The organism is Klebsiella aerogenes KCTC 2190 (genome assembly GCF_000215745.1).
Classification (GTDB): Bacteria; Pseudomonadota; Gammaproteobacteria; order Enterobacterales; family Enterobacteriaceae; genus Klebsiella; species Klebsiella aerogenes.
On the sequence record NC_015663.1, the window covers coordinates 4,889,278 to 4,914,665 of the forward strand.

General features: G+C 50.3%; 26 protein-coding genes and 3 tRNA genes. 6 read left to right on the top strand and 23 right to left on the bottom strand.

The features are described from left to right. Positions 1-20: 20 nt before the first annotated feature. From EAE_RS23190 to uvrY, 9 genes are all read right to left on the bottom strand, one after another. A complete protein-coding gene (locus tag EAE_RS23190; protein ID WP_392389263.1) occupies positions 21-701 on the bottom strand; it encodes a YecA/YgfB family protein in 681 nt (226 codons plus the stop codon). Between the two features lie 109 nt (positions 702-810). Continuing rightward, positions 811-1,389 (bottom strand): DUF805 domain-containing protein, encoded by a 579-nt coding sequence (locus EAE_RS23195; protein ID WP_306301961.1) that lies wholly within the window; start codon positions 1,387-1,389, stop codon positions 811-813. 137 nt (positions 1,390-1,526) lie between these two features. Further along, positions 1,527-2,411 (bottom strand): dihydrodipicolinate synthase family protein, encoded by an 885-nt coding sequence (locus tag EAE_RS23200; protein ID WP_015705975.1) that lies wholly within the window; start codon positions 2,409-2,411, stop codon positions 1,527-1,529. A 222-nt stretch (positions 2,412-2,633) separates the two neighbouring features. Next, positions 2,634-2,720, bottom strand: a tRNA-Leu gene (locus EAE_RS23205). 13 nt (positions 2,721-2,733) lie between these two features. Next, a tRNA-Cys gene (locus tag EAE_RS23210) sits at positions 2,734-2,807 on the bottom strand. Positions 2,808-2,847: 40 nt separating this feature from the next. Next, positions 2,848-2,923: transfer RNA gene (locus EAE_RS23215), tRNA-Gly, on the bottom strand. A 151-nt stretch (positions 2,924-3,074) separates the two neighbouring features. Continuing rightward, positions 3,075-3,623: a CDP-diacylglycerol--glycerol-3-phosphate 3-phosphatidyltransferase gene (gene pgsA / locus EAE_RS23220; RefSeq protein ID WP_015705976.1), complete on the bottom strand. Its 549-nt coding sequence runs from the start codon at positions 3,621-3,623 to the stop codon at positions 3,075-3,077. 57 nt (positions 3,624-3,680) lie between these two features. Beyond that, a complete protein-coding gene (uvrC, locus tag EAE_RS23225) occupies positions 3,681-5,513 on the bottom strand; it encodes an excinuclease ABC subunit UvrC (RefSeq protein ID WP_015705977.1) in 1,833 nt (610 codons plus the stop codon). Continuing rightward, positions 5,510-6,166 carry a UvrY/SirA/GacA family response regulator transcription factor gene (uvrY, locus tag EAE_RS23230; RefSeq protein WP_015705978.1) on the bottom strand — a complete coding sequence of 219 codons (657 nt, stop codon included), beginning with the start codon at positions 6,164-6,166 and terminating at the stop codon, positions 5,510-5,512. The genes uvrC and uvrY overlap by 4 nt, the downstream gene beginning before the upstream one ends. Before the next feature lie 465 nt (positions 6,167-6,631). On the opposite strand from uvrY, the gene EAE_RS23235 reads away from it, so the two are divergent. Then, positions 6,632-6,856, top strand: coding sequence for a DUF2594 family protein (locus tag EAE_RS23235; protein WP_015365908.1), 225 nt, complete (start codon positions 6,632-6,634; stop codon positions 6,854-6,856). Positions 6,857-6,924: 68 nt separating this feature from the next. Here EAE_RS23235 and sdiA read toward each other — a convergent pair whose 3' ends face one another. From sdiA to tcyJ, 5 genes are all read right to left on the bottom strand, one after another. Further along, positions 6,925-7,647, bottom strand: a complete 723-nt coding sequence (gene sdiA / locus EAE_RS23240; protein WP_020078446.1) for a quorum-sensing transcriptional regulator SdiA — start codon at positions 7,645-7,647, stop codon at positions 6,925-6,927. A gap of 235 nt (positions 7,648-7,882) precedes the next feature. Next, positions 7,883-8,635, bottom strand: a complete 753-nt coding sequence (gene tcyN, locus EAE_RS23245; RefSeq protein WP_015705980.1) for an L-cystine ABC transporter ATP-binding protein TcyN — start codon at positions 8,633-8,635, stop codon at positions 7,883-7,885. Then, entirely contained in the window at positions 8,632-9,300 is a 669-nt protein-coding gene (gene tcyL / locus EAE_RS23250) for a cystine ABC transporter permease (protein ID WP_015705981.1), read from the bottom strand. The genes tcyN and tcyL overlap by 4 nt, the downstream gene beginning before the upstream one ends. A 15-nt stretch (positions 9,301-9,315) precedes the next feature. Then, positions 9,316-10,302 (bottom strand): D-cysteine desulfhydrase, encoded by a 987-nt coding sequence (gene dcyD, locus EAE_RS23255; RefSeq protein ID WP_015365903.1) that lies wholly within the window; start codon positions 10,300-10,302, stop codon positions 9,316-9,318. Between the two features lie 94 nt (positions 10,303-10,396). Beyond that, positions 10,397-11,197, bottom strand: a complete 801-nt coding sequence (gene tcyJ, locus EAE_RS23260; RefSeq protein ID WP_015365902.1) for a cystine ABC transporter substrate-binding protein — start codon at positions 11,195-11,197, stop codon at positions 10,397-10,399. A 201-nt stretch (positions 11,198-11,398) separates the two neighbouring features. Between tcyJ and amyA the strand changes: the two genes are divergently transcribed. After that, positions 11,399-12,886: an alpha-amylase gene (amyA, locus tag EAE_RS23265; RefSeq protein ID WP_015705982.1), complete on the top strand. Its 1,488-nt coding sequence runs from the start codon at positions 11,399-11,401 to the stop codon at positions 12,884-12,886. Between the two features lie 40 nt (positions 12,887-12,926). Here amyA and yedD read toward each other — a convergent pair whose 3' ends face one another. Next, complete coding sequence (gene yedD, locus EAE_RS23270; RefSeq protein ID WP_026612265.1) at positions 12,927-13,346, bottom strand: lipoprotein YedD; 420 nt, start codon at positions 13,344-13,346, stop codon at positions 12,927-12,929. A 454-nt stretch (positions 13,347-13,800) separates the two neighbouring features. On the opposite strand from yedD, the gene rcsA reads away from it, so the two are divergent. Continuing rightward, on the top strand, positions 13,801-14,433 hold the full coding sequence (gene rcsA / locus EAE_RS23275) for a transcriptional regulator RcsA (RefSeq protein ID WP_015365899.1): 633 nt from the start codon (positions 13,801-13,803) through the stop codon (positions 14,431-14,433). A 41-nt stretch (positions 14,434-14,474) separates the two neighbouring features. On the opposite strand, the gene dsrB is transcribed toward rcsA, so the two are convergent. Beyond that, complete coding sequence (gene dsrB, locus EAE_RS23280; protein ID WP_015365898.1) at positions 14,475-14,663, bottom strand: protein DsrB; 189 nt, start codon at positions 14,661-14,663, stop codon at positions 14,475-14,477. Between the two features lie 134 nt (positions 14,664-14,797). On the opposite strand from dsrB, the gene yodD reads away from it, so the two are divergent. Continuing rightward, entirely contained in the window at positions 14,798-15,025 is a 228-nt protein-coding gene (yodD, locus tag EAE_RS23285; protein WP_015705984.1) for a YodD family peroxide/acid resistance protein, read from the top strand. 326 nt (positions 15,026-15,351) lie between these two features. On the opposite strand, the gene dgcQ is transcribed toward yodD, so the two are convergent. The 3 genes from dgcQ to EAE_RS23300 all read right to left on the bottom strand — a co-directional run bounded on the left by dgcQ (position 15,352) and on the right by EAE_RS23300 (position 18,286). Beyond that, on the bottom strand, positions 15,352-17,019 hold the full coding sequence (gene dgcQ / locus EAE_RS23290) for a cellulose biosynthesis regulator diguanylate cyclase DgcQ (RefSeq protein ID WP_015365896.1): 1,668 nt from the start codon (positions 17,017-17,019) through the stop codon (positions 15,352-15,354). A 99-nt stretch (positions 17,020-17,118) separates the two neighbouring features. Next, positions 17,119-17,298 carry a YodC family protein gene (locus tag EAE_RS23295; RefSeq protein WP_015365895.1) on the bottom strand — a complete coding sequence of 60 codons (180 nt, stop codon included), beginning with the start codon at positions 17,296-17,298 and terminating at the stop codon, positions 17,119-17,121. Between the two features lie 76 nt (positions 17,299-17,374). Beyond that, positions 17,375-18,286: a DUF808 family protein gene (locus tag EAE_RS23300; protein WP_015705985.1), complete on the bottom strand. Its 912-nt coding sequence runs from the start codon at positions 18,284-18,286 to the stop codon at positions 17,375-17,377. Positions 18,287-18,469: 183 nt separating this feature from the next. Here EAE_RS23300 and yedA point away from each other — a divergent pair, with 183 nt between their 5' ends. Next, positions 18,470-19,381 (top strand): drug/metabolite exporter YedA, encoded by a 912-nt coding sequence (yedA, locus tag EAE_RS23305; RefSeq protein ID WP_015705986.1) that lies wholly within the window; start codon positions 18,470-18,472, stop codon positions 19,379-19,381. Here yedA and EAE_RS23310 read toward each other — a convergent pair. From EAE_RS23310 to drpB, 4 genes are read right to left on the bottom strand one after another with little or no spacing between them, the layout of a single operon-like run. Continuing rightward, positions 19,356-19,841: a very short patch repair endonuclease gene (locus EAE_RS23310; RefSeq protein WP_015365892.1), complete on the bottom strand. Its 486-nt coding sequence runs from the start codon at positions 19,839-19,841 to the stop codon at positions 19,356-19,358. The two genes, yedA and EAE_RS23310, sit on opposite strands and share 26 nt — an antisense overlap. Continuing rightward, the gene (locus EAE_RS23315) at positions 19,825-21,246 is read right to left on the bottom strand and encodes a DNA cytosine methyltransferase (RefSeq protein WP_015705987.1); all 1,422 of its coding nucleotides are present in this window, start codon (positions 21,244-21,246) and stop codon (positions 19,825-19,827) included. The genes EAE_RS23310 and EAE_RS23315 overlap by 17 nt, the downstream gene beginning before the upstream one ends. Before the next feature lie 57 nt (positions 21,247-21,303). Continuing rightward, positions 21,304-21,999 carry a phosphohydrolase gene (locus EAE_RS23320; protein WP_015365890.1) on the bottom strand — a complete coding sequence of 232 codons (696 nt, stop codon included), beginning with the start codon at positions 21,997-21,999 and terminating at the stop codon, positions 21,304-21,306. Positions 22,000-22,042: 43 nt separating this feature from the next. Next, positions 22,043-22,324 carry a cell division protein DrpB gene (gene drpB, locus EAE_RS23325; protein ID WP_015705988.1) on the bottom strand — a complete coding sequence of 94 codons (282 nt, stop codon included), beginning with the start codon at positions 22,322-22,324 and terminating at the stop codon, positions 22,043-22,045. Positions 22,325-22,869: 545 nt separating this feature from the next. Between drpB and ompC the strand changes: the two genes are divergently transcribed. After that, on the top strand, positions 22,870-24,012 hold the full coding sequence (ompC, locus tag EAE_RS23330) for a porin OmpC (RefSeq protein WP_015705989.1): 1,143 nt from the start codon (positions 22,870-22,872) through the stop codon (positions 24,010-24,012). Positions 24,013-25,388: the final 1,376 nt, after the last annotated feature.

The window sequence follows — 25,388 nt, forward strand, 5'->3', positions numbered from 1 at the left end:
GGGCCATTTGGCCCCTTTTTTTATTTAGCTAAGCAACACTGCTTATACTTTTTGCCGCTGCCGCAGGGGCAAGGATCATTACGCCCCACCTTGGTCTCATTTCTTACCGGTTGCTGCACGGCCGTCGGCTGAGCGTTCTCCATCCAGTAATTATATAAAGCCAGCGCGGCGGGCTTTATGCTATCAACGCTTTCGACAAATTCATCCGCGGTCAGCGTATCGAGCGCTTCGAAACGTTCTTCAGTTCCGTGTAACGCAATGGCATCAAGCTGTGGCTGCAGTTCCGCAGGTAACGTCGACCAGTCGCAGAGGGCAACGCCACGCATATAGCCGAAGCACCACTCTTCAACAATGGTCAGTTCCTGGCCTTCAAACTCGCGAGTGCCAAACAGCGGATCAAACTGCTCCGGATAGTCAGCCAGGCGTTCGGCGATGTCGCTCATATGCTGCAGCGTCAGGTTAACGAAACGGTCGCGCTCGCGATCGTTAGCCCAGCGCGGTACATTATCCGCCCCGCCCCAGATAGCAAGCAGCCACTGCGCTGGTTCGATTTCGCTCGGCCCGGATAGGATAGCCGTCAGCAGACCATCAAGTTCGGAGACATCAAGGATGGCGCCCTCAGTGGCATATTTCGACAGGATCTCGTCCAGCCATTCAAGTTCGCTTTCGTTCAGGGGTCCGGTTTTCATTAACAGGCTCATGATGGTAGAAAAATGGCGCTTACAGTAGCGAAAATGGGAGGAGAAAACCACCCGCTCTCGCTAACGCAGGTGAATTTATTAACGCCGGGCAGGCCCGGCGGCGAATCAGCTACATATCTTTAATGATATTAGCACGCATCACTTCGTATTCACTTGCGCTAATAACGCCGTCATCAAGCATTTTCTTAGCCTGTGCCAGGCGCTCTCTGACATCATCCGCGGCAGAACTCTTGCCCATCGTATTACCGCCGCTGTTGTCATCGTTCTGTTCATCACCAAAGCGGTTGCTGCCTACGGTACCACGGGTAAAAATCATCCAAATCGACATTACCAACGCGGCCAGGCCGCCCAGCGCGATCACCCATACCCATACTGCGGCTCTACCCTCTTCGACGGTAGCGGCAATACCAATCAGACCGATCAGCATAATGCCGTAGGGCGCCAGCAACCACCAGCCGGATTTGTTGAGATCGTGCAAACGACGCACCGCAACCGCGATCCCCGGAATGATAATAATTAACCCGAAGATACCGCCAACGACGGGGATCAATCCCAGGATCGCGGACAATATAAAGTTAGCAATGGTAAAAACCACATATTCCTGGCGCGCGGATCGGCCGCGGAAAGTGGCATATTTTCGAAAACAGTTCCCGTAGCTTTCAAGCAACGTGGCCATAAGATCCCTCATATATAGTTATCATTGCCATAAAGGCATCACATACCCAAAGAATATCAATACAGCGTTAACATTAACGCCAGTGATATATTACCTTAAATGGCTGGCGAATTACCTGATAAACATAGGTAAGGGAAAGGCGGTAAACTTCAGCGTAGATCCAGCTTATCCATGACCGATTTGACATCGTTAATGGCCTCCGCGGAGAGCGGGGCCAACGGTCGCGGTAAACACTCTACTTCGGCTAGTTCAAGAATAGAGGCGGCAGCGGCAATCACTTTGAGACTACCGTGCTGTCTGAACAATGCCCATAATGGCTCCAGCCGTTCGCTTAGTGCCGATGCCTGCTGCCGCTCGCCACTTAACGCTGCTGCGGTAATATTTTGGGCAATTTGCGGGAACAGACCGGCGCAAACGGAATACCACAGATTACAGCCGCCGTTTAACCCTGCCGCGGCAAAAGCGTCGCCGCTGACGCCAATACTCACTCGCTGCGGCAATCGCTGACGAAGCGTCGCCACTCTGACGCCAGCCTGGTCGGCCGGCAAACCGGGGATCTTGATTGATGCGATATTGGATAACGAAGCAATACGCTTAACAAGCGCATCAGAAAAGGCTCTGTGGGTGGTGCGCGGGTTATCATAGATACAAATAGGTACCGACACATGGCGGTTAACCGTCTGGAACAGTGTAAACACCTCATCATCCGTCAGAGGCTGGTAGTTCAGCACCGGTAGCAGCACAGCATCCGCACCCGCCTGCTGAGCATCCTCAGCAAGACGTAGAATCATATCCGTCGCCATCGCGCCTATCCCGACCATCATCGGGACCCCTTGCGCATGTTGTTTTGCCGCCAGGACCACCATTTTGCGTTGCTCGCGGCTCAAATAGGCGTAGCTGCCGGTTGAGCCCAGAATGCCCAGCGAATCAACTCGCGCCGAGACCAGACGATCGATGATTTTTATTAGCGCGCGGCTATCCACCTCATTATTGCGCAGTGGCGTCAGCGGAAAAGCACACAATCCGGTAAACATATTTCCCCTACTCCTGTTGCCTGGTTCGAAAATCACGTTAAGCGTAGCAAGCACCGGAGGTTTTGTCATAGGACAAATAACGTTTATAGCGCTCAGAGTCTATCTCTGCAGGTGGAGTATGTTAGGAATGATGTCAGGAAATGACGTTTCAGAAATGAAAAAACCACCCGGAGGTGGTTTCACGACACTGCTTATTGCTTTGATTATTCTACTTTATCCCAATGGTACCCGGAGTGGGACTTGAACCCACACAGCGCGAACGCCGAGGGATTTTAAATCCCTTGTGTCTACCGATTCCACCATCCGGGCTCGGGATATAAAGTGGAGGCGCGTTCCGGAGTCGAACCGGACTAGACGGATTTGCAATCCGCTACATAACCGCTTTGCTAACGCGCCTTTAATACCTAAACACCCGCTACTGCCGATGCTTTTAATTTGGAGCGGGAAACGAGACTCGAACTCGCGACCCCGACCTTGGCAAGGTCGTGCTCTACCAACTGAGCTATTCCCGCATCATCAAGTAGATTAGCTAATCACTTGATTTTGTTATCGTCTGGAAGACTGTGCCGCCGTTCGATGCGTTGCATTCTACTTATCTCACGCGGTGAGTCAACGGTATTTTTCGCAACTTCGTGTCGTTTGCTGAAATTTGCGTCGAAACGATCACTGTTCAAGCAAATCGCCGCGCGCAGCGTTCAAATATTGTAACATTGACCACAGCGTCAACACCGCAGCAACCATGAACAGAACGATACCAGCCCACTCCACCCACACATTAGGCCGCCACAGCATCCAGACCAGCGCCGCCATCTGGGCCGTCGTTTTCACTTTACCAATCCATGATACGGCTACGCTGCTGCGTTTACCCAGCTCAGCCATCCACTCGCGCAGAGCAGAAATAATAATTTCACGCGCGATCATTGTCGCTGCCGGCAAAGTCACCCACCAGGTATGATAGTGTTCTGCAACCAGCACCATGGCAATAGCCACCATCACCTTATCGGCAACCGGATCAAGGAAGGCGCCAAAGCGAGTGCTCTGGTTCCAGCGACGCGCCAGATAGCCATCAAACCAATCGGTAACAGCGGCAACAAAGAAAATCAACGCGCAGACAAAAGGCGCCCAGCTAAAAGGCAGATAGAACGCCAGCACGAAAAACGGTATCAGAATAACGCGAAACAGAGTGAGCAACGTCGGAATATTAAATTGCATGGTAACGGGTAACTGTATGTTGTAAGTGTTAATTAGCCCTATGGTGCTACAGAGCCCCTAATGTTTCAACGAGTAGTAGATCTTTTCTGCCAGTCCGTGAGATATACCCGGTACTTGCGCAATTTCCTCTACGCTAGCTTTCTGCAACCCCTGCAGGCCGCCCATATATTTCAACAACATTTGTCGGCGTTTCGGGCCAACACCTTCAATCGTCTCAAGTGTACTGGTACTTTTCACCTTCGCCCGTTTTTTACGATGCCCAGAGATAGCGTGATCGTGGGATTCGTCGCGAATGTGCTGGATAACATGCAGAGCAGGAGAATCCGGCGGCAGACTAAAGCCCTCACCTTCTGGCTCAAAGAATAACGTCTCCAACCCGGCTTTACGATCGCTCCCCTTCGCCACCCCCAGCAGTAGCGGATGATTTTTATCCCATGGCACATCCAGTTCGGCAAACACGGCTTTGGCCTGACCAAGCTGGCCCTTACCGCCGTCTATCAGGATAACGTCCGGGATTTTATTCTCTTCAATTGCTTTACCGTACCGGCGTCGTAATACCTGATTCATGGCCGCGTAATCATCACCAGGGGTAATACCGGTAATATTGTAGCGACGGTATTCCGCCCGTAGCGGACCATTGCTATCGAACACCACGCAGGATGCGACGGTTTGCTCCCCCATGGTATGGCTGATATCAAAGCACTCCATCCGCGTCACCGCCGGCAGCTTAAGTAGTGTCGCCAGAGCCTGCAGACGTTGGCTGACCGTTGATTGTTGCGACAGTTTGGTAGTAAGCGCAACGGCGGCGTTGGTGCGCGCCAGCTTCAGATAACGCGCGCGGTCTCCGCGGGGTTTAGTCTGCACATTCACCCGACGACCGGCCAGCTCGGACAACGAATCCGCAAGCAGGGTTTTATCGCTCAAGTTGAAATCGAGTAAAATTTCCCCCGGTAAGGTTCGCATCTGGCTGCCCTGTAGATAGAACTGCCCCACAAAGGTTTCCACTACCTCACCCAACTCAGTGCCACCCGGAACTTTCGGGAAATAACTGCGGCTACCGAGAACCTTACCCTGGCGAATAAACAGCACATGCACGCAGGCCATTCCGGCATCAAAAGCCACGCCGATAACATCCAGATCGTCACCATTATTGGAAACGAACTGTTTCTCCGTCACCCGACGTACCGCCTGGATCTGATCGCGGATGCGGGCGGCTTCTTCAAATTCAAGCGCCTGGCTGGCCTTTTCCATCCGGGCAATCAGTTGCGTCAATACCTGATCGTCTTTCCCGGCGAGAAACAGCCGCACGTATTCTACCTGCTGCTGGTACTCTTCTTCACTTACCAGTCCGGCGACGCACGGTCCTAAACAACGGCCAATTTGATATTGCAGACAGGGACGAGAGCGATTGCGGTAGACGCTATTTTCACATTGGCGAATGGGGAAAATTTTTTGCAGCAGCGCGAGTGTTTCGCGAACGGCATAGCCGTTAGGGAATGGGCCAAAATATTCGCCTTTGGCGTGTTTAGCGCCACGGTGCATCGCCAGTCGTGGATGGGTATCGCCGCTGAGGAAAATAAAGGGATAGGATTTATCGTCACGCAGCAGCACGTTATAACGCGGTTGATACAGCTTGATGTAGTTATGCTCAAGCAGCAGCGCTTCCGTTTCGGTATGGGTAACGGTCACGTCAATTTGCGCGATCAACGCCACCAGAGCCTCGGTTTTACGCGAAGCCAGGTTGCTGCGAAAATAGCTGCTAAGGCGCTTTTTCAGATCTTTTGCTTTGCCAACATAAATGACGGTACCACCAGCATCATACATACGATAGACGCCCGGTTGGCTGGTCACCGTCTTGAGGAAAGCTTTTGCGTCAAAAACATCACTCACTGACTTGCTAACGACTCCGCATTGCACAGGCCATGGCGAATTGCCAGGTGAGTTAGCTCCACATCGCCATGAATGTTTAATTTGCTGAACATTCGATAACGATAGCTATTCACCGTCTTGGGACTCAGATTTAACTGTTCTGAGATCTCATTGACCTTTTGGCCCTTAGTGATCATCAGCATAATCTGCAACTCACGTTCAGACAAACTGGCAAACGGTGATTCCGTTTTTTCCGGTTCAATCTGACTGAGCGCCATCTGTTGGGCGATATCGGAAGCGATATAACGTTGACCCGAAGCAACACAACGAATCGCATTTACCACTTCCTGCGGGGCAGCACCTTTACTTAAGTAACCGGCGGCGCCAGCCTGCATGACCTTCGCAGGCAGCGGATTTTCAGTATGCACGGTCAACATGATCACTTTGGTATCGACAATGGAGCGCGCGATTTTTCGCGTCGCTTCAAGCCCCCCAATACCAGGCATGTTCATATCCATCAGGACGACGTCCACAGGATTCGCACGGCACCACTTAACGGCATCCTCGCCGCAGCAGGCCTCACCGACAACTTTAATCCCTTTTATATCTTCCAGAATGCGTCGTATCCCTGCGCGCACTAGTTCGTGGTCATCAACAAGAAGTACGTTGATCAAAGGAATAATCTCCAGAATTAGGGATAACGCTACTGATAGTTTATCTCCCATATATTACCGGGTTTTATCGTAACTTTAAAAGCCCAAAAAGTGTCCTGAAGAAGATTTCCCTCCCATTTATGGCAATTTGTCTCCACACCAGGTGGAAACCTATACAGAACATATAGTTGGATTATGTTTCTTTTTTAACATTCACCCTACAGAAGGCGCAAAAAAAGCAACAGAACGGGTTGCGGATTAATAGGATTCGAAAGATGTAACAATAATTAACTTCCGCCAAAAGCGGCGGAAAATATTAACGATGAGCACTTAGATGAACAGATATTATTCAGTAAATTTAACCGCTCAGCGCGCAACATCAGCAACACAAATCACGCGCTCCTTTTTTTTCTACCGCTTGTGGTATACTGCGCCGCCTTAACATTTAGTATTGCGCGACAGCGCTAATAGCAAACGAGGATATCGATGAGCACACCAGATTTTTCCACTGCAGAAAATAATCAACAGTTGGCGCAGGAAGTCTCCTGCCTGAAAGCCCTGCTGACGCTAATGCTTCAGGCTATGGGTCAGGCAGATGCTGGCCGCGTGATTATTAAAATGGAAAAGCAAATCGCGCAGATGGAAGATGAGGCTCAGGCTGCCGTATTCTCCAGCACCGTTAAGCAAATTAAACAAGCTTACCGTCAGTAAGAAAGGACCGGCTGAAAGCGATCGCTGACAGCCGGTTTCACGTCTGACACGCAGAACGAGCGATTCGCTCAAATTAATCCTGTTGCGACGGCATAACAGGCAATTTGCGTTTTGTTGGGGGCGTTAAATTTCCGCTGCATATTCTTCTGATGAAAATTGACCGTATTTTCTGAAATAGACAATATCATCGCCACCTCTGCCGAGGTCTTTCCTTCTGCGGTCCATTTTAGGATCTCCAGCTCGCGCCGGCTAAACTTCATCTCCGGCGGCATAACCATTTCATCCTCCAGCCGCAGCAACGCCAGCAGGCTAAGCTCGGTCAGCGTTCTTAGACGTAACTCTAATTCGTCCTCGTGATACGGACCCGGCTGCGCATTTTTAGCAGAAACCGATAAGAAGCCCAACGCATGATTTGGCAAGGTCAGACACTGCGTCACGCCTTTATTTAAACCATGATCGCGCGCGCCATTCCACAATTCTGGGGTCTCGCAAAAAAGCTGGTCATTCCATGGTAGATGTCCACGAAGAAAATTTTCTCTGCGTAATACCGGATCAATAGCAAAATAATTCTCCGCCTGATAATGTGACATCCAGGCCTGAGGATAAGTTGATTGCAGCGTCAGTTTCGGGCGTGTAAAAGGCACCGGATGGCGCACACAGAGTGCGTAGTAGTCGTATTCCAGTTCTTCTGTTTGCTGTTGGAGAAGGTTATAAACCGAATCCCCATCATGAGTTGACTGGAATTGTTGCAGCATTTCCCGCCGCCAGCTGAAAAAATCAATGTCCCTCATAGCCTACCAAATAACCCCTGATTGATAATCATTATTATAAATACATAAAACTAACACATAAATCTTATTTATATGTATAAAATAACGTAGCCATCGCATTATTCGATTTTCGCTGACGATTATTTATCGAACTAAGGAAGAAAATATGTTCTGCCTCGCCAGCAACGGCGGTGATTGGCAGGTTGTCCGATCGCGGCCCCCAGCCAATTGTGAGGACCACGATGAGAGAGAAGTGTTACTGCATGAGAAATTTTTCGAGGAACTGGCGCGTACGAGGTTGCTGCGGGTTAGCAAATAGCTCTCTGGCCTTACCTTGTTCGACGATACGCCCCTGATCCATGAAAATGGCGCGGTCGGCGACATCGCGAGCGAAACTCATCTCATGGGTGACAATAACCATGGTGCGCTTTTCCTGCGCCAGTTGACGGATGGTGTTGAGTACCTCGCCCACTAACTCTGGATCCAATGCAGAAGTTGGCTCATCAAAAAGAATAACATCCGGGCGCATTGCTAACGCGCGGGCAATCGCCACACGCTGCTGCTGCCCGCCGGATAAACGACGCGGATAGCTATTCTCTTTTCCCGACAACCCTACCTTTGCCAGCAGTTCACGCGCCAGAGAAATGGCCTCGTTCTTATCTTCGCCTTTTACGATAACCGGCCCTTCAATAATATTTTCCAGCACCGTACGATGCGGGAAAAGATTGAAGTTCTGGAACACAAAGCCAACATGCTGTCGCAGACGGCGGATCAACCCTTTTTGCTGGCCAATACTACGCGAAGTATCGATAGTCACATCGCCTACGCGAATGGTACCGCTTTCGGGGTATTCAAGCAGGTTAATGCTGCGCAACAGCGTGGTTTTACCAGAGCCGCTCGGGCCGATAATCGCCACGACCTCCCCTTCCTGAACCTCGAGATCGATACCGTGCAGCACGGTCTGCCCGTGGAATTTCTTCACCAGTTTTTTGACTTCAATCGCATTCATTTTGGATCACGCTCCTGGCGATTCAGCTGATTTTCAAAATAATTCTGCAACGTCGATAACACCGTCGCCATCACCCAATAGATCAGTGATGCCGCCAGATACATCGTAAATACTTCCAGCGTACGTGAGGTAATTAACTGTGCCTGGCGGAACAGTTCCGGTACCTGAATCGTCGCCGCCAGCGAAGTATCTTTGACAAGGCTGATAAAGCTGTTAGAGAGCGGCGGCAGCGCCACGCGGGCAGCCTGCGGTAAAATAGCCCGACGCAAAGTCTGCCACGGCGTCATGCCGATACTGGCGGCGGCTTCCCACTGCCCTTTGTCTATAGAGGCAATCGCCGCGCGCAGCGTTTCCGCCGCATAGGCCGCTGTATTCAATGACAGGCCAATCATCGCCGCCGGAATCGGATCCAGCTCAATGCCGAACTGCGGCAAACCGTAATAGATCATGAACAGTTGGGCAATCAGCGGGGTGCCGCGGAAAATAGAGATATACATCCGCGCCAGCCATCTGACCGGCCAGATTGACGACATGCGCATCAGTGCGAGGATAAATCCCAGCAGCAGGCCGAAGAACATACCACCGATGCTCAGTTGTAACGTAAAAACTGCGCCCTTTAACAGGTAAGGCGCGGAGTCAATGACCAGTTGGATACTTTCTTGCATTCGATTTATTCTGCATTAGACGTGCGGATGATAAGCAAACAGCGCGGGCGCGCCACCGGTATGGATAAACAGAATCGGCCCCTCATCCTTAAAGCGGTTCTGATTAATGCCATCAATCAGCCCGGCCATGGCCTTTCCGGTATAAACCGGATCCAGCAGGATACCTTCCAGCTGCGCCAGCAGTTTCACCGCTTCCATGCCTTCTTCATTGGGCGTACCGTATCCGGGAGCAAAATAATCATCCCACAAGGTAATCTCCGCTTTGGCCTGCAGCTCAAGACTGTTGGCAACGGCCTGCTGCAGCGTCACCACCTTAGGCAACTGGTCGGCAACGCTACGTGACACGGTCACCCCTATTAATTCTGCATTTGGCATCAGCTGTTCCAGGCCTACCGCCAACCCGGCATGAGTACCCGCGCTACCGGAGGCAACCACTACCGAAGAGATCTCCACCGCGCCTTCACATTGCTGGGCGATTTCCAGTGCGCTTTCGACATAACCTAACGCGCCCAGGGCGTTAGATCCGCCGACCGGAATGACATATGGACGGTATCCCTGAGCTTCAATACGTGTCGCCAGCTCTTCAAGCTGCGCGTTGGGATCGGTCAATGCATCACACATCTCAACCTGAGTATTGAACAGATCCAGCAGCAGGCGATTACCGTTGGTCAGATAATTTTCAGCACGCGTGCCTATCGGATTTTCCAACAACGCGACGCAGTGCAGTCCCAGTTTCGCAGCCACGGCTGCCGTCTGGCGCACATGGTTCGATTGAATCGCCCCTGCGGTGATCAGCGTATCAGCTCCCTCGCGCAGCGCATCGGCGGCGAGGAACTCCAGCTTACGCAGTTTATTTCCTCCCATCGCCATGGGGGTGACATCATCGCGTTTTATAAAAATATCCCGTCCGAGATGATCGGACAGGCGTGGTAGATATTCCAGCGGCGTCGGCGCGCCAATAAATTCCAGGCGCGGAAAACGCGTTAAATTTTGTAGTGACATGGCACCTCCAGACTCAGTTATCCTTATTATGCACGCAGTTGCTGGCGAAATAAAAAAAGGCGCCGTTATCAGCGCCTTTTTTCATCTTCAGACGTTACTTAGTGACGTCAGCACCAAACCATTTTTCTGAAAGCGCCTTCAGGCTGCCATCTTTCTGCATATCTGCAATAGCGGTGTCCACCGCTTTCAGCAGATCTTCATTTCCTTTACGTAACGCCACCCCGGACTCCTGACGGGAGAATGCTTCACCGGTTACAGCCAGAGTGTTGTTCGTTTTCTTGACCAAATCCAACGCTGCCAGACGGTCAACCAAAATGGCGTCAATACGGCCTACGCGCAGGTCCTGATATTTTGTCGGGTCATCGTCATAGGTGCGGATATCAACGCCCTGTACGTTCTGGCGCAACCACTCTTCATAATTGGTACCCAGACCAACGCCGACTTTTTTACCTTTCAGGTCCGCCGCGGTTTTAATCACGCCTTCGTTACCCTTTTTCACCAGCGCCTGAACACCAGAAATAGTATAAGGGGTGGAGAAGTCGTATTTTTTCTTGCGCTGGTCGGAAATAGTGACCTGGTTAATCACCACATCAATACGTTTAGAATCGAGAGAAGCCAGCATGCCGTCCCATTTGGTGGGTTTGAGATCGGCTTTCACCCCGATGTGTTTCGCCAGTTCATTGGCAAACTCAACTTCAAAACCGGTCAATTTGCCATCATCGCCTTGATAACTAAACGGCGGGTATGTACCTTCCAGGCCAACGCGTAGCGTGCCGCGCTCTTTGACCTGATTAAGCAGATTTTCAGCGGCGAAGGTTTTCACGCTTACACCAGCCATCAATGCTACGGCCATTGCGCCCATCAGCGCCTGACGACCCAGAAGTGCTAATTTCATAGATACCCCGAATATAATGAGATTTTCGTGTAGTGTAAGGCGTTTAGCAGCAGCCTACCAACATCTATCCGCTACATCTTATGCCAATTTATTATATATGCGGCTATTTAGGGTATAGCGAAAAAGCAACGAAATTATTCATATTTGCCAGTTATCTCCCATACTGCAAAGGTCAGCTTGATGACGCCAGGAGCATGGAAGATGAAAAATCCCACGTTGTTGCAATGTTTTCACTGGTATTACCCGGAAGGTGGCGAGTTATGGCGGGAAGTAGAAGCCCTTGCGCCAAATCTCAATGAAATTGGCATTAATATGATTTGGTTGCCGCCCGCCTATAAGGGCGCTTCCGGCGGTTATTCAGTTGGCTACGATAGTTACGATCTTTTCGACCTCGGTGAATTCGATCAGAAAGGATCGGTTGCCACCAAATACGGCGATAAAGCTCAGCTGTTAGCGGCGATTAATGCGCTAAAAGAACATCAAATTGCCGTACTTCTTGATGTCGTCGTAAACCACAAGATGGGCGCCGATGAGAAAGAACGCATCCGCGTACAACGCGTTGATGAACAGGACCGCACGCAAATCGCGGAAGAAATCATCGAATGTGAAGCCTGGACCCGCTATACCTTTCCGGGCCGCGGTGGCAAATATTCACAATTTATCTGGGACTATAAATGTTTTAGCGGTATCGACCATATCGAAAATCCCGATGAAGATGGCGTATTCAAAGTTGTTAATGACTACACCGGCGATGGCTGGAACGATCAGGTCGACGATGAAATGGGCAACTTCGATTATCTCATGGGCGAAAATATCGATTTCCGTAACCATGCCGTGACCGAAGAGATAAAATATTGGGCCCGCTGGGTCATTGAACAGACCGGCTGCGATGGTTTCCGCCTGGATGCCGTCAAACATATTCCGGCATGGTTTTATAAAGAGTGGATTGAGCATGTGCAGGGGGCCACCGATAAACCGCTATTTATTGTTGCCGAATACTGGTCACACGAGGTGGATAAGCTACAGCAGTACATCGACCTTGTTGACGGTAATACCATGCTGTTTGATGCGCCGCTGCAGATGAAATTCCATGAAGCCTCGCGTCAGGGCCGCGATTACGACATGAGTCAAATCTTCACCGGGACGCTGGTGGAAGCCGACCCATTCCATGCGGTCACGTTGGTCACAAATCATGACACCCAACCGCTTCAGGCGCTGGAAGCGCCGGTCGAGGCCTGGTTTAAGCCGTTAGCCTATGCGCTGATTTTACTGCGTGAAAACGGTGTTCCCTCGGTATTTTACGCCGACCTGTTCGGCGCAAGTTATGAAGATACCGGCGGAGATGGCCAGACATACTCCATCGAGATGCCGGTTATCGAGCAGCTTCACGAACTCATCGATGCGCGTCAGCGTTTCGCCCACGGCGTACAAACGCTGTGGTTCGATCATCCTAACTGTATCGCCTTCAGCCGCAGCGGCACCGATGAACATCCTGGCTGCGTAGTGGTGCTCTCCAACGGCGACGATGGCGAGAAAACGTTACCGCTTGGCGAGAATTATGCCAATAAACGCTGGAAGGATTTTCTCAATAATCGACAAGAGGTTATTGAGACTGATGACGAGGGCAATGCCGTATTCACCTGTAATGCAGGCAGCGTAAGCGTGTGGGTGATTGAAGAGGTGCTTTGAGGTCAGCGGGCTGGCTTTATAGCCGGTCCGCCAACATCGATTACTGCGCGGTCGTACTCGCCGTCTGGTTCTTTTTCCAGGCCTGCTCGCATTCCGGCGTTAAGCGTTCAACACGGGTTAACGTCATTCGATCGTATTCCAGCGTGTTTCCAGTACGTTCAATAGGATAAATATCGAGGCTGCTGGTCACATTATAAACCTGATTGTCGCGGTTCATTAATTTTCCCGGCTCAGCAATTACCCGCTGCCACTGACGGCAATCGAGAGTATCTCCGTCTTTGGTAACGATAAACGTCGCAATCGCCTCAGGACTTACCATTGCGCTCTGCGGTCCCTTCGATTGCCAGAACCCTTCCAGCCCTGCCGGCGCCGGCGCTTTGACCACCGCCTCATAGGTATCAACCTGAACGCATCCGGCCAGGGTAAGCAGCGCGCCAGCCATAACAATCTTTTTCATCATCCATCCCACAAACCGATAAAAAAGTATTGTGGCATTAAAGCGTTAAGGCCGCCACCCCTGCGCGATGCTCCCGTTGCTTAGCTTCGCCGTCAATCTCAGCGTTTATTCTTACCGATTATTATTAGTTGTATGAAACCTGAATGACAAATGCATTTTTTGAATAGAATATAGCCAGCGCCAATTTAATAGGCTGCCCCTCCATAAGGATAATCCGAAAATAAATTACAATTCTGGCGACGATATGCCGCGACACCGGGCATTATTACTGTCAGGGTCTGTTTATTCTTTTTCTATGGCTTTACTTTGAGAATATTCCTGGCAAATTATGAGTATTATTAGCAAATAGTTTAGCTTGGCTAATGCTTTCCGCATAAAGTCAGGTGTTACAAAAATGGACTTCATCACACGGCCTGGGCCAGATGAATTATCGTTACGTGTTGATTGAGGATGGGTCATGTCAACGATTATCATGGATTTGTGCAGCTATACCCGGCTAGGTTTAACCGGATATCTGGCAAGCCGGGGAATAAAGAAGCGCGATATCATTGAGGTGCGTAGCGCACAGAGTTTGAAAGAGCGCTGCGAATCGCTGCGTCCGGCGGTTGTGTTTCTCAACGAAGACTGTTTTATACATCACGAAGAGAGCAATCAACTTATCCGCGACATCATTACCACCTACCCCGATACTCTATTTGTTATTTTTATGTCGCTGGCCAACATCCATTTTGATCACTATTTACTTGTACGCAAGAATTTACTTATCAGCTCAAAATCCCTTACGCCGAAAGACCTTGATAACATACTGGGTAATTATCTGCAGACCGATAGCGCCAATAATCTAAACCAATTACGCACCCGCATTCCCACTCTATCGCTCAGTCAGGCCGAATCGAATATGCTGCAAATGTGGATGGCCGGCCACGCTACTTCACATATTTCCAGGCAGATGAATATCAAAGCAAAAACCGTTTCGTCACATAAAGGTAATATTAAGAAAAAAATCCAGACGCACAATAAACAGGTGATTTACCACATTGTTCGGTTGGCTGAAAACATTACTTCCGGCATTTACGTCAATATGCGCTGATGGCAAACTGGCGGCGATTACCGCCAGTTTCTGAATGGGGCCTACTCTGCTTTCTCAACAAAGATACCGTCCGGGTGCCCCACTTCATTAAAAAACCAGATCCCCAGCGGATAATCTTCCAGCGCCACAAGATACATAGTTCCTTCACTAAACGACTCAATTGCCAGTACTACCCCCGATCGACGTGGGCCACCGTCGGTCTTTACCGTGACACGATCGTTTACCTGCATAACTCGCCTCCTCTCGTTTTGAGCCAGTGTAGAACAAAAGCTGACTTCACGCAGCGTTCAGCCAGCGCAACTGACGTTTTAATAGACCGTCTATACTTAAAGAGGCCCTTTCAGAGCCGAGCGAGGTAGTGATGATGAAATCCGCTAAAGACCACGGTGTGATGAATACCGACGGGATTGACGTTAATGTCGATGCCCTGCTGGCGGCGATCAATGAGATTAGCGAAAGCGAAGTACATCGTAGTGAAGATGATCCGCATCATGTCAGTATCAATGGCCGTGATGAACACACATGGCGCGAGCTGGCCGAAGCCTTTGAGCTTGATATTCATGACTTTAGCGTTACTGAAGCCAATCGCTAAGCTCAGGTGAAAAAAATCCCGACTCGCAGGAGTCGGGATCAAACTTGCTAATGCAAGAAGCACTTGAAAATTCGTTACACCGGGAAATCCGATGCATGGAAGACATTATCCTCAATTATTTTGCATGACAAGAAGTATTCATGATGAGAATTATTGAGAAATGCGGCTTATATGTACAACCTATTTAATAACCCAGGCGCGACAAGGCTTGCCTGTTATCGTTCTTTTACGAACGGTATGCTTGCGCCATGCATTTTTTAAGAATTTTCCCATACCGAAGAGCAACAACGCGGCAATAAAGGTGAGCATCCTCACATTACCAGGCCCTACCCAGCCGAACAAACCCGATTACGTCCATTCTGCTTTGCCAGATACAGGCGATGATCGGCAATCGACTGCAGCTCCTCAAAGTTAAACTCATCTGATGTCTCGCTACTACTTATCCCCAGTGAGGCGCTGATCCGCAAACTAACGCTATTGTGCAACAATATCTCCCGGCTATGGATACGCAGACGAATACGCTCAGCAATCGCACGCGCTTGCGGCAGTTGGGTATTGGGTAGAACGATACAGAACTCTTCACCACCAACGCGTCCGGCAATATCCTGCTCGCGAATCTGTCCCATAATAGTACTGCCAACCAACGTCAAAACACGGTCCCCTGCCTGGTGACCATGTTTATCATTGATGCCTTTAAAATAATCCAGATCCAGCTGTATGACGGATATCGGTTGATTATTCCGCCGGCAGCTTCGGGCCGCCGCGATCGCCCGTTCAAACAGAGCGCCGCGATTTAGCAGCCGCGTTAATGCGTCATGCCAGGCCTGCCACTCAAGGGACGCCTGCAACACGCTCATGTTGATGACCATACGGCGAATAACCCCCCACGACACAATCAACATGAGGGTAAACATTAACCACATCAGGGTCAGTGCGATGGAAATGGTCCCGAAATCACCACGCACTCCTTCCTTCAAAGTATGAATATGCAACAGTACGCCGTCAAAGTTGCGGATCTTTTCCCAACTGATATAGCGAGTTAACTGACGTATGCCGCCATGGTTATCATTGGTCAACGCATAACGAAGTTGTTCTTGTTCCTTTGGCGAGAGCGGCGTCAGGACATCATCCGGCGCCGAAGAGGCGAGCAAATTGAGCTGCTTGTCATACAGTTGATACTCGCCCATTTGCCCTCCTTTTACCGCACTGACCAGAAAATTCTGCAGGTCGCGGATGGAAAAATCCATCGCCAGCACCCCCAGCCAGTAGTGCTCATAATCAAGAGGAATCGAGGCCGTAACCACCTGCGGTTGCGTATACCCGTCTTCTTGTTGAGTCGTTTGCCAGAGGATCCCTCGCCCTGGATTATCACGCTGGGTTTGCCGCATAAACCATGCTGACCCCGTATCTCGCGAGAACTGCGCCAGCACCTGGCTGGAACTGCGCGGGGCATCGGTTGTGGTATAAAACCCGCTGCGAGAAACGTAGGACATGCGCTCGCTGAAAATTCTGTTGTTATTGGTCAAACGCAGAAGATAGCCCAGCTCAAGGGTAGCCATCAGTTCATTGCTGGCCTGAGGATTATTACGCGACAACAGATCATCAGCGTCGACAAAAGAATCTGAAACGCCGTATACCGTCAGAGTACGCCGGTTGTTTAGCTCGACTGACCAGATGGGATCATGACGTTTACTGATGTACTCCTGTTCGGCCCGGCGCAGAATGGCGAAATCCAGCGGATTCTCCAGTGCTGATTGCATGCTGTTGCGAAAAAAGAGCAGACGATTGAGATTAAATTGCAACAGCCCATCCATTTCATGGGCCACGTTCTCAAGATTATTACGTTGGTTGGCGACGTAGGCTTCTTCCAGTACGCGGATTTCTCGCCAGATGAGCAACGTTGAAAAGAACAGCACCACGATGAAACAGATATTGACCACTCGCCCCGGATTGAAGAGGCGATGAAACTTTTTTGGCCAGAGCGGCTTATCCATTATTTACTCGCAGTACGGTCAAAGAAACCAACAACATCAACGCTCCTTGTCCGAACGTAATCAATATTAAAAGCGCCCGCACCAGCGGGCGCTGCACATCTAATTATGCTGCGAATGTTGCCCTTCGCCGCGGACCAACTCATCTTCACGGAAGGCTTCACGCTGTACGACCTGTCCGTCATACCACCGGCACTCGACCATATCGTCGGCAATGCCGGTGACCACCATCCGCGGCCCGCCGTTTTTTCGTCTGACTTCATCACTGACCAACAAGACCATTTTTGCCTCCGGTATCAGGAAGAAACTGTTTCACCTTAGACGACCCCGGCCCATTTTGCGTAGCCGGCGCAGGGATTTATTTCGCTTTACCGCGTAACGCGGTGATAGCTTTAACGACACCAAAGACGATAGCGCCAATGATAAATCCTAGCACCAGATTAGCGGCCACAGGCAATGTGGATGCCAGCATTCCGCTTAGCCCATGGGCAAAATTCTCGATGAAATGATGCAGCGGCGCTACGCCGTGAACCACGATACCGCCGCCAACCAGAAACATCGCCAGGGTACCGACGAAAGTCAGAATTTTCATCAATCGCGGCGCGATGGCCAGGAGCGCTTTTCCAACCCACTGCGCCAGTGCGCTTTTCTTCTCCGCCAGCCAATATCCCATGTCATCGAGCTTAACAATGACGCCCACCAGGCCATAAACCCCAACGGTCACGAGAATGGCGATGCCGGATAAAATCAGGATCTGATTAAGCAATGGCGCATCAGCTACAATACCCAGGGTAATCGCGACGATTTCGGCTGAAAGGATAAAGTCGGTACGGATCGCCCCTTTTACTTTATCGCGCTCAAAGGCCTGCGGATCCTGGGCTGCAAGCGTTTCCAGCCGCTGCTGGCGCAATTTCGGATCCTCCTTATTCTTGCGCGCGTGCAGGTTATGCAGCACTTTTTCAAAGCCTTCAAAGCAGAGAAATGCGCCGCCCAGCATCAATAGCGGCGTAATGGCCCAGGGAATAAAGGCGCTGATGAGTAACGCCAGCGGCACCAGAATCACTTTATTCAGGAACGAGCCTTTTGCCACTCCCCATACCACCGGGAGCTCGCGGTTGGCTCTTACGCCTGTGACCTGCTGCGCATTGAGAGAAAGATCATCGCCCAGTACGCCAGCCGTTTTCTTGGCCGCCAGTTTTCCCATGACGGAGATATCGTCCAGCAGCGTGGCAATATCGTCCAATAAGGTTAAAAGACTACTTCCCGCCAAAATGTGCTTCCTTCAATTTCTGTTTATGAAACATAGAGTATGAGGCAAAAGCGCCCTCTCGCCCAGAGATGTCATTAGTCAACAAAAATATAACAAAAAAAGCACATTGAAAGCGCTCGCCAGCACGTTAGTTTTCACGTTAACTATATGTTCCCTTTCTATCTCTTTTCGTCGCGAGGAAGTATGTCTACCCGTCAGCTGTTACCCCTTATCGGCGCGCTGTTTGCGCTGTATATCATTTGGGGTTCAACCTATTTTGCTATCGCTATTGGCGTTGCCAGCTGGCCGCCGTTGATGATGGCCGGGATCCGCTTTCTCTCTGCCGGCGGCGTGTTGCTTATCTATTTACTGGCCACCGGCCATAAACTCCCGGCCCGCCGGCCGCTACTTAATGCGGCCCTGATAGGCATCCTGTTGCTTGCCGTCGGCAATGGCTTCGTCACCCTTGCAGAACATCAGCATGTACCATCAGGCATCGCAGCGGTGATGGTCGCCACCGTACCGCTGTTTACGCTCTGTTTCAGCCGTTTTTTTGGCATTGCCACGCGCAAGCTGGAATGGTTCGGTATCGCGATTGGCCTGGCGGGAATAGTGATGCTCAATAGCGGCGGCAACCTCAGCGGCAACCCCTGGGGCGCATTGCTGATTCTAATCGGTTCCCTGAGCTGGGCGTTTGGCTCGGTTTACGGTTCCCGTATTGAATTACCAACCGGGATGATGGCGGGCGCGATTGAAATGCTGGCGGCAGGGATAGTGCTTTCCGCGGCATCCTGGTTCTCAGGCGAAAAACTCGCTCAAATGCCCTCCTGGTCTGGAATATTTGCCGTTGCGTATCTGGCCATTTTTGGCTCGCTTATCGCCATCAATGCCTATATGTATTTGATACGTAACGTAACGCCGGCGGTTGCTACCAGCTATGCCTATGTCAATCCGGTTGTCGCCGTGCTGCTGGGGACCGGATTTGGCGGCGAAAGTCTCTCATTTATCGAATGGCTGGCGCTGGCGGTGATTATTTTCGCGGTCGTGTTGGTGACGCTGGGTAAATATCTCTTCCCTGCCCGCTCCACCGTTACGCCTTGTCAATCGGATCGATAAAACCAATGCCCTGAGTGTCGATCTGCGCGCAATTTCCACCGCCGCAGATCCACTCCTCCAGACGATCGCATAAAGCATCATCGCTTAATTTCTGCCGCCCGCGGAGCGCGCACTCCCAGACAATAAGCACCCGCCAACCTTGTGCTAACAACATCGCCAGGTCGCGGCGATCGCGCTGCACGTTAGCGCCAATCTTTTTCAGCCAGAAATCGGTACGGGTCGCCGGTACTTTAAACAGATAACAGTGATGATGATGCCAAAAGCAGCCATGGGTGAAAATAACGCAGCGGTAGTCAGACAGCAGAAAATCAGGCCGCCCCGGTAGCGATGCCTCCTGAACGCGAAAAGTGAATCCGGCCTGCGTTAGCAGCGCCGCCAGCCGCTTCTCAATTGCCGTATCGCGGGTCGCGATAGCGCGCATATTTTTACTACGTGTGGCCTTATCATGAACGTCCGCCATCGCTATCTCCTGCAACGCGCCGCTTTACCGCCTCGGAAATTCGCGGCGCCAGCAGCTTCGCTACCGCGGCAAACACCGGAACAATCACCGAGTTGCCGAACTGGCGATAGGCCTGGGTATCGGAAACCGGAATACGAAAACGGTATTCTCCCGGGGCTTCGAACCCCATCAACCGTGCGCATTCACGCGGCGTTAAACGCCGCGGGCGGCGCTGTTGATTTTGTGGATCGTCAAAGTGCTTTTCGCCCAATGGCTTATCCCAACCTCGATCGACCAGAATCTCAGCGCCATCTTTGTAGTAGCGCGCCGAAAGCGTTCGCGCAACGCTGCCTGGATTGGTCGGGTCGACCAGACCGTAGCCAAAACCGTTGCCACGCGCCTGGTGTTTACGCGCGTAACGGTAGAGGTACTTCCATAAAACCGGCGTCAGGATGAATTTAGCATCGACGGTGGGATCCAATAACTCGCCAAAGGTCGGCCGCTGCGGCGGGTACAGGCTGGCGATATCGCGCAGCGTAAATCCTTCATGCAATTGTAAATCGCGACGGAAACCCACCAGCACGATACGCTCACGGTGTTGGGGTAAGAAATGACGCCCATCGATCACTTTTGGATCATCGACGCCCGCATGATCGGCATCCGCCACCTCATAGCCTAGCTCATCCAGCGTCTGCATGATAATACGGAAGGTTCTTCCTTGATCGTGGCTCTTCAGATTCTTGACGTTTTCCAGCACAAAGATCGGCGGACGGCGGGCGGCAATAATTCTGACGACATCAAAAAACAGCGTTCCCTGAGTTTCACAGGCAAAACCATGAGCGCGCCCCATGGCATTTTTCTTGGATACTCCGGCGAGGGAAAAAGGCTGGCAGGGGAAGCCCGCGAGCAGTACATCATGTTGCGGGATCGCCTCACGGATAGACTTTGCCGCCTCTTCATCACTGATATCGGCGCGCTGGCTGAGAGTGATTTCGCGGATATCGGCGTTAAAGCTGTGCTCTTGCGGATCGCAATACCAGTTAGCTTTATAGGTACGTACGGCGTGTTTATTCCACTCGCTGGTAAATACGCACTGCCCACCAATAGCTTCAAAGCCGTGACGAATGCCGCCGATGCCGGCGAAGAGATCGATAAAACGAAAGGCATAGTCTGGATGATGGCGCGGCGGAGCCGGTAACAGGCTCGCCAGATGAGCGCACTCCGCGTTAGTCAATCTACTTGCCGCACGGCTCACCGTCGCCACCCGTTTGAGTATCGCCGGGCTCCAGTGCTGGTCGCCAACCGCGACCAGCTGTGCGACCAGGGTTTTGACATCATATATCGTCATCAGCTGGCGCAATAACGCCTGCGCGTGTTCCCCTGACGGTAAAGACAGGAGGTTTTCTTGGGATAAATTTTGCGGCATAACCTCAACCAGCACGGACAATTTTTGCAGAGAGTACCACAAATAGTCGCAACGGATTTAAACCGCAGGCGCAAAGCGGCGCAAAACCGCTTCATCCAACGACAACGGGTCGCCACGCAGTTCGGCGCTCAGCTTCGCCATAAATTGCACCAGAAATTGAGCGTTATGCGACGCCAAAGCTCTTCCCTGCTCCGTTTGCATGGTCTCAGGCAGACGGAGCAATTTGCTCTGGAAATGGTCGAGAGCATATTTCTTGTCATCAAGATCGCGCTGGTCAGCAAAGGGGTCGTTAGCATCAAACAAAATCGTGTTTAGCGCGCCGGAAACAGCAAAGACACGCGCCAGGCCAATTGCGCCTAAAGCTTCCAGACGATCTGCATCCTGGACAATTTTTGCCTCTACGCTTTGTGGCAGTATAGCCGCACTAAAGCTATGTGCTTCAATGGCATGCATAACAGCAGGATAACGGTCGGCTGGAAAGTCGGGGAAAGCGCTTTGCAGGATAGACCGCGTTTTCTGCGCCGCCATCCGTGAAGAGTGATGACGTTGAGGATGGTTTTTAGCCAGGCTGACAATATCGTGAAAGTAGCAGGCCGTCAGGATAACCAACTCGTCAGCGCCACTCTCGCCGACCAGTTGCTGCGCGGTACTCCAGACGCGGCGAAAGTGCGAAATGTCATGCGCCGCATCTTCCTGTGCATGATGCGTATTTAACCAGTTTTCAAATCGTTGTTGCCATTCAGCTAATAACATGAGCGTTTCCTGATGCCTGGGACTAGCCACGAGCATAGCAACTTTAATCGCGCTGTTCATGTACCTGAATAGGGGGACGCGTGTACCAGGCTATCGCCCCAAGGATTAACCCCACTGCCCCCAGCACCAAAAAACCCAGCAGCGCGCCAATCCATTTGCCCGCCGTTGATCCCCATTCACCATCAATGCTGGCGCCGGGAACGCTTTGAATCCGCCCCACTATCCACCAGTACCGTACCATCGCCCACACAAAGTAAGCGCAAAAAGCGTAAAAAGCCCATAACGCCAGCTTTCCAACGGGCCCCCGTTTCGCTTTCGTGTCCATTAAATCCTTCTCCATACATCAACCACAACGCATCATCGTCTACCACACATTTGTGACGCAAATCACATTATACAATTATCGTGCTTATCTGGAAGCATAAGAAGGTACTGAACGCTTTTAGCCATCCACGGACGCAAGAGCGGTACTCCCCTATATATTACGGCTGTGTTCATGCTTTTAAATAAGACGATTTGCTGAAATTCAGCGATGTTCGTTATCAAACAAAATTATTTCAAATGATGACTTATCACTTTATAACCGATAATATTATTACGCCATTTACAATACACATATCATTATTATAAAAAATTAAAAACCTTTACTATCAACAACCATAATAAGTCACTAATAAGCCACAAAAATATTCACCCCCCAAAGAATAGAAAATACATATATTGAATATAAAATAAATATTTTGAAATATTTTAATATACTTTTATTACATTTTTTATTTAATTAAAAATGAACTTAAGCGGCTAGTATCGATTTGTCATTCCACAGGGAATTAGACAATTCATATTAATTATGATTAAAGGGAATACATAATGAAAAGAAAAGTATTGGCTATTATGCTGCCAGCGTTATTAGCAGCAGGCGCGGCGCACTCTGCGGAAATTTATAATAAAAACGGCAATAAACTGGACCTCTACGGAAAAGTTGACGGCCTGCACTATTTCACTGACGATGCTTCTGAAGATGGCGACCAAACCTACGTACGTTTCGGCCTGAAAGGCGAAACGCAGATCAACGATCAGCTGACCGGCTACGGCCAGTGGGAATACAATATTCAGGCTAACACCACTGAAGGTGAAGGCGCTAACTCCTGGACCCGTCTGGGTTTCGCGGGTCTGAAATTTGCTGATTACGGTTCACTGGACTACGGCCGCAACTACGGCGTTATTTATGATGTTGAAGCCTGGACCGATGTGCTGCCGGAATTCGGCGGCGATACCTACACCCAGACTGACGTCTTCATGCTCGGCCGTACCAACGGCGTGGCGACCTACCGCAACAGCGATTTCTTCGGCCTGGTAGATGGTCTGAACTTTGCCCTGCAGTATCAGGGTAATAACGAAAACGCGGGTTCTGGCGAAGGCACCAATAACGGTGGCGATCGTAAACTGGCGCGTGAAAATGGCGACGGCTTCGGTATCTCTACTTCCTACGATTTCGGTATGGGCATCAGCTTCGGCGCGGCATATGCTTCTTCCGATCGTACCAACAATCAAGTGGCTGCCTCTGCCAGCAGCGCATACGCCGGCGGCGATAAAGCCGATGCCTGGACCGTGGGCGCGAAATACGATGCTAACAACATCTACCTGGCAGCGATGTACGCGGAAACCCGCAACATGACCTCCTTCGGTAAATCCACCAGCTATCTCGGCGGCGGTATTGCCAACAAGACGCAGAACTTCGAAGTCGTTGCCCAGTATCAGTTCGATGATTACGGTTTACCGCTGCGCCCATCCGTTGCATATCTGCAGTCTAAAGGTAAAGACCTGTACAACAGCGGCGACAAAGACCTGGTTAAATACGTTGATGTGGGTATGACTTACTACTTCAACAAAAACATGTCCACCTATGTTGATTACAAAATCAACCTGCTGGACGAAGATGACTACTTCTACCGCGCAAACGGCATCGCCACCGATGACGTTGTCGCGCTGGGTCTGGTCTACCAGTTCTAAGATCCCCTCATGACCAAAGCCTGCCACGCGCAGGCTTTTTTGCGCACAAAGCAGGAGCATCGCACTAAGGATGGTCAATACCTACCCCATCATCCGAATAATGTAAGAGACCACGCGGAGTGCCACCACCACAAAAGTTTACGCGAAAGTGCGGGATTCGCGCCATTTTTCAGTGGTTCATCAAATGCTTTAACCCAATAATACAGCGCCCGATTTTGCCAGGCTCCTCAACGCTCGCTGCGTCAGTTTTAACATCTGGCTGGACCAGACCATTCTGTTAACAACTCAACACATACCGCGCTAACCTTTTGGCCTGTAACCCTACATTTTTGACCAATTGCATACACCTCGTTTGGACAGGTCATTAATGGTTACTCAGAACAAACTGAAACCCTGAAAATCCAGAGACATTGCAAGTGATTTGATGGTAGGATAACCGCCGTTTTTCGGCTTGTTTTTGCTGAAAATAGTACAACCACATAAATGAAAACGAACAAAACCTTCTCACTATTGGTTCTCGCTTACCAAGGGCGGTAGCGTGCTTTTTTAGGCCTTAATCTCTTACTTAGCGCAGCATTTAGCCTAAAATTTAGGCAATTAATTCACGAAAACTTCAGTTACCACTTCCATTTCATCGAGAAATCTGATGTTTTTTTTCCTGAAGCGGTTACAGCGAAAAGAAAGAATGTTTATCTATCATTGGATATCCCATAAGCACACTGTAAGGCAGAAACACATTTAGTAATAAATAGTCAGAAAGAATGCCATGCAGGTTATAAAGGAGTAAAAGGCTCCGTTTACGATATGAAAATCTCCAGGCGAAAGTTCAACCTATCTTGTCTGGGGAATCATTCGGCGAGGGGTGTTTTCCCTATCGCTACTCCCTCCTTTATATCGATAACGTCTCCGTTCCACCGGCTTATATTGAAAAGAAAGTTAAATCATGATGTCAAAAAAGTTAATTAATAGTCTACGTAGCTTCTCATAATTACTCTATAGCTTAGTTTAGCTCACGACTCTCGCGGGAGCATGGAGAGCTTAATTTCAGGGGTAACTGAATAAGGTGCGGTAACACAATACAAATGTTTTCAGCAGGCCAACAATGAACGAGCTCAGCACAGTGTGCTGCTCATTTCACTAACTCGACATCTCCGGTGCTACATCAGCACACCGGTTATCCTACGGATAGGGTTCTTGTCGCGTATTTTATGTATAGTTTTCTGCATCAGGCTTCTTTCGACATGGAGTATTGGTGCTATGATCGGTTTCGCTTAGTTCGGTTGGAGATTGTGATCTTTCATGATTGGTCCGATCGTGCAAACCAAGTTGAGTTCTATCAAGTGATCTACAATTATGCGCAGCTATTTAGGTGTTAA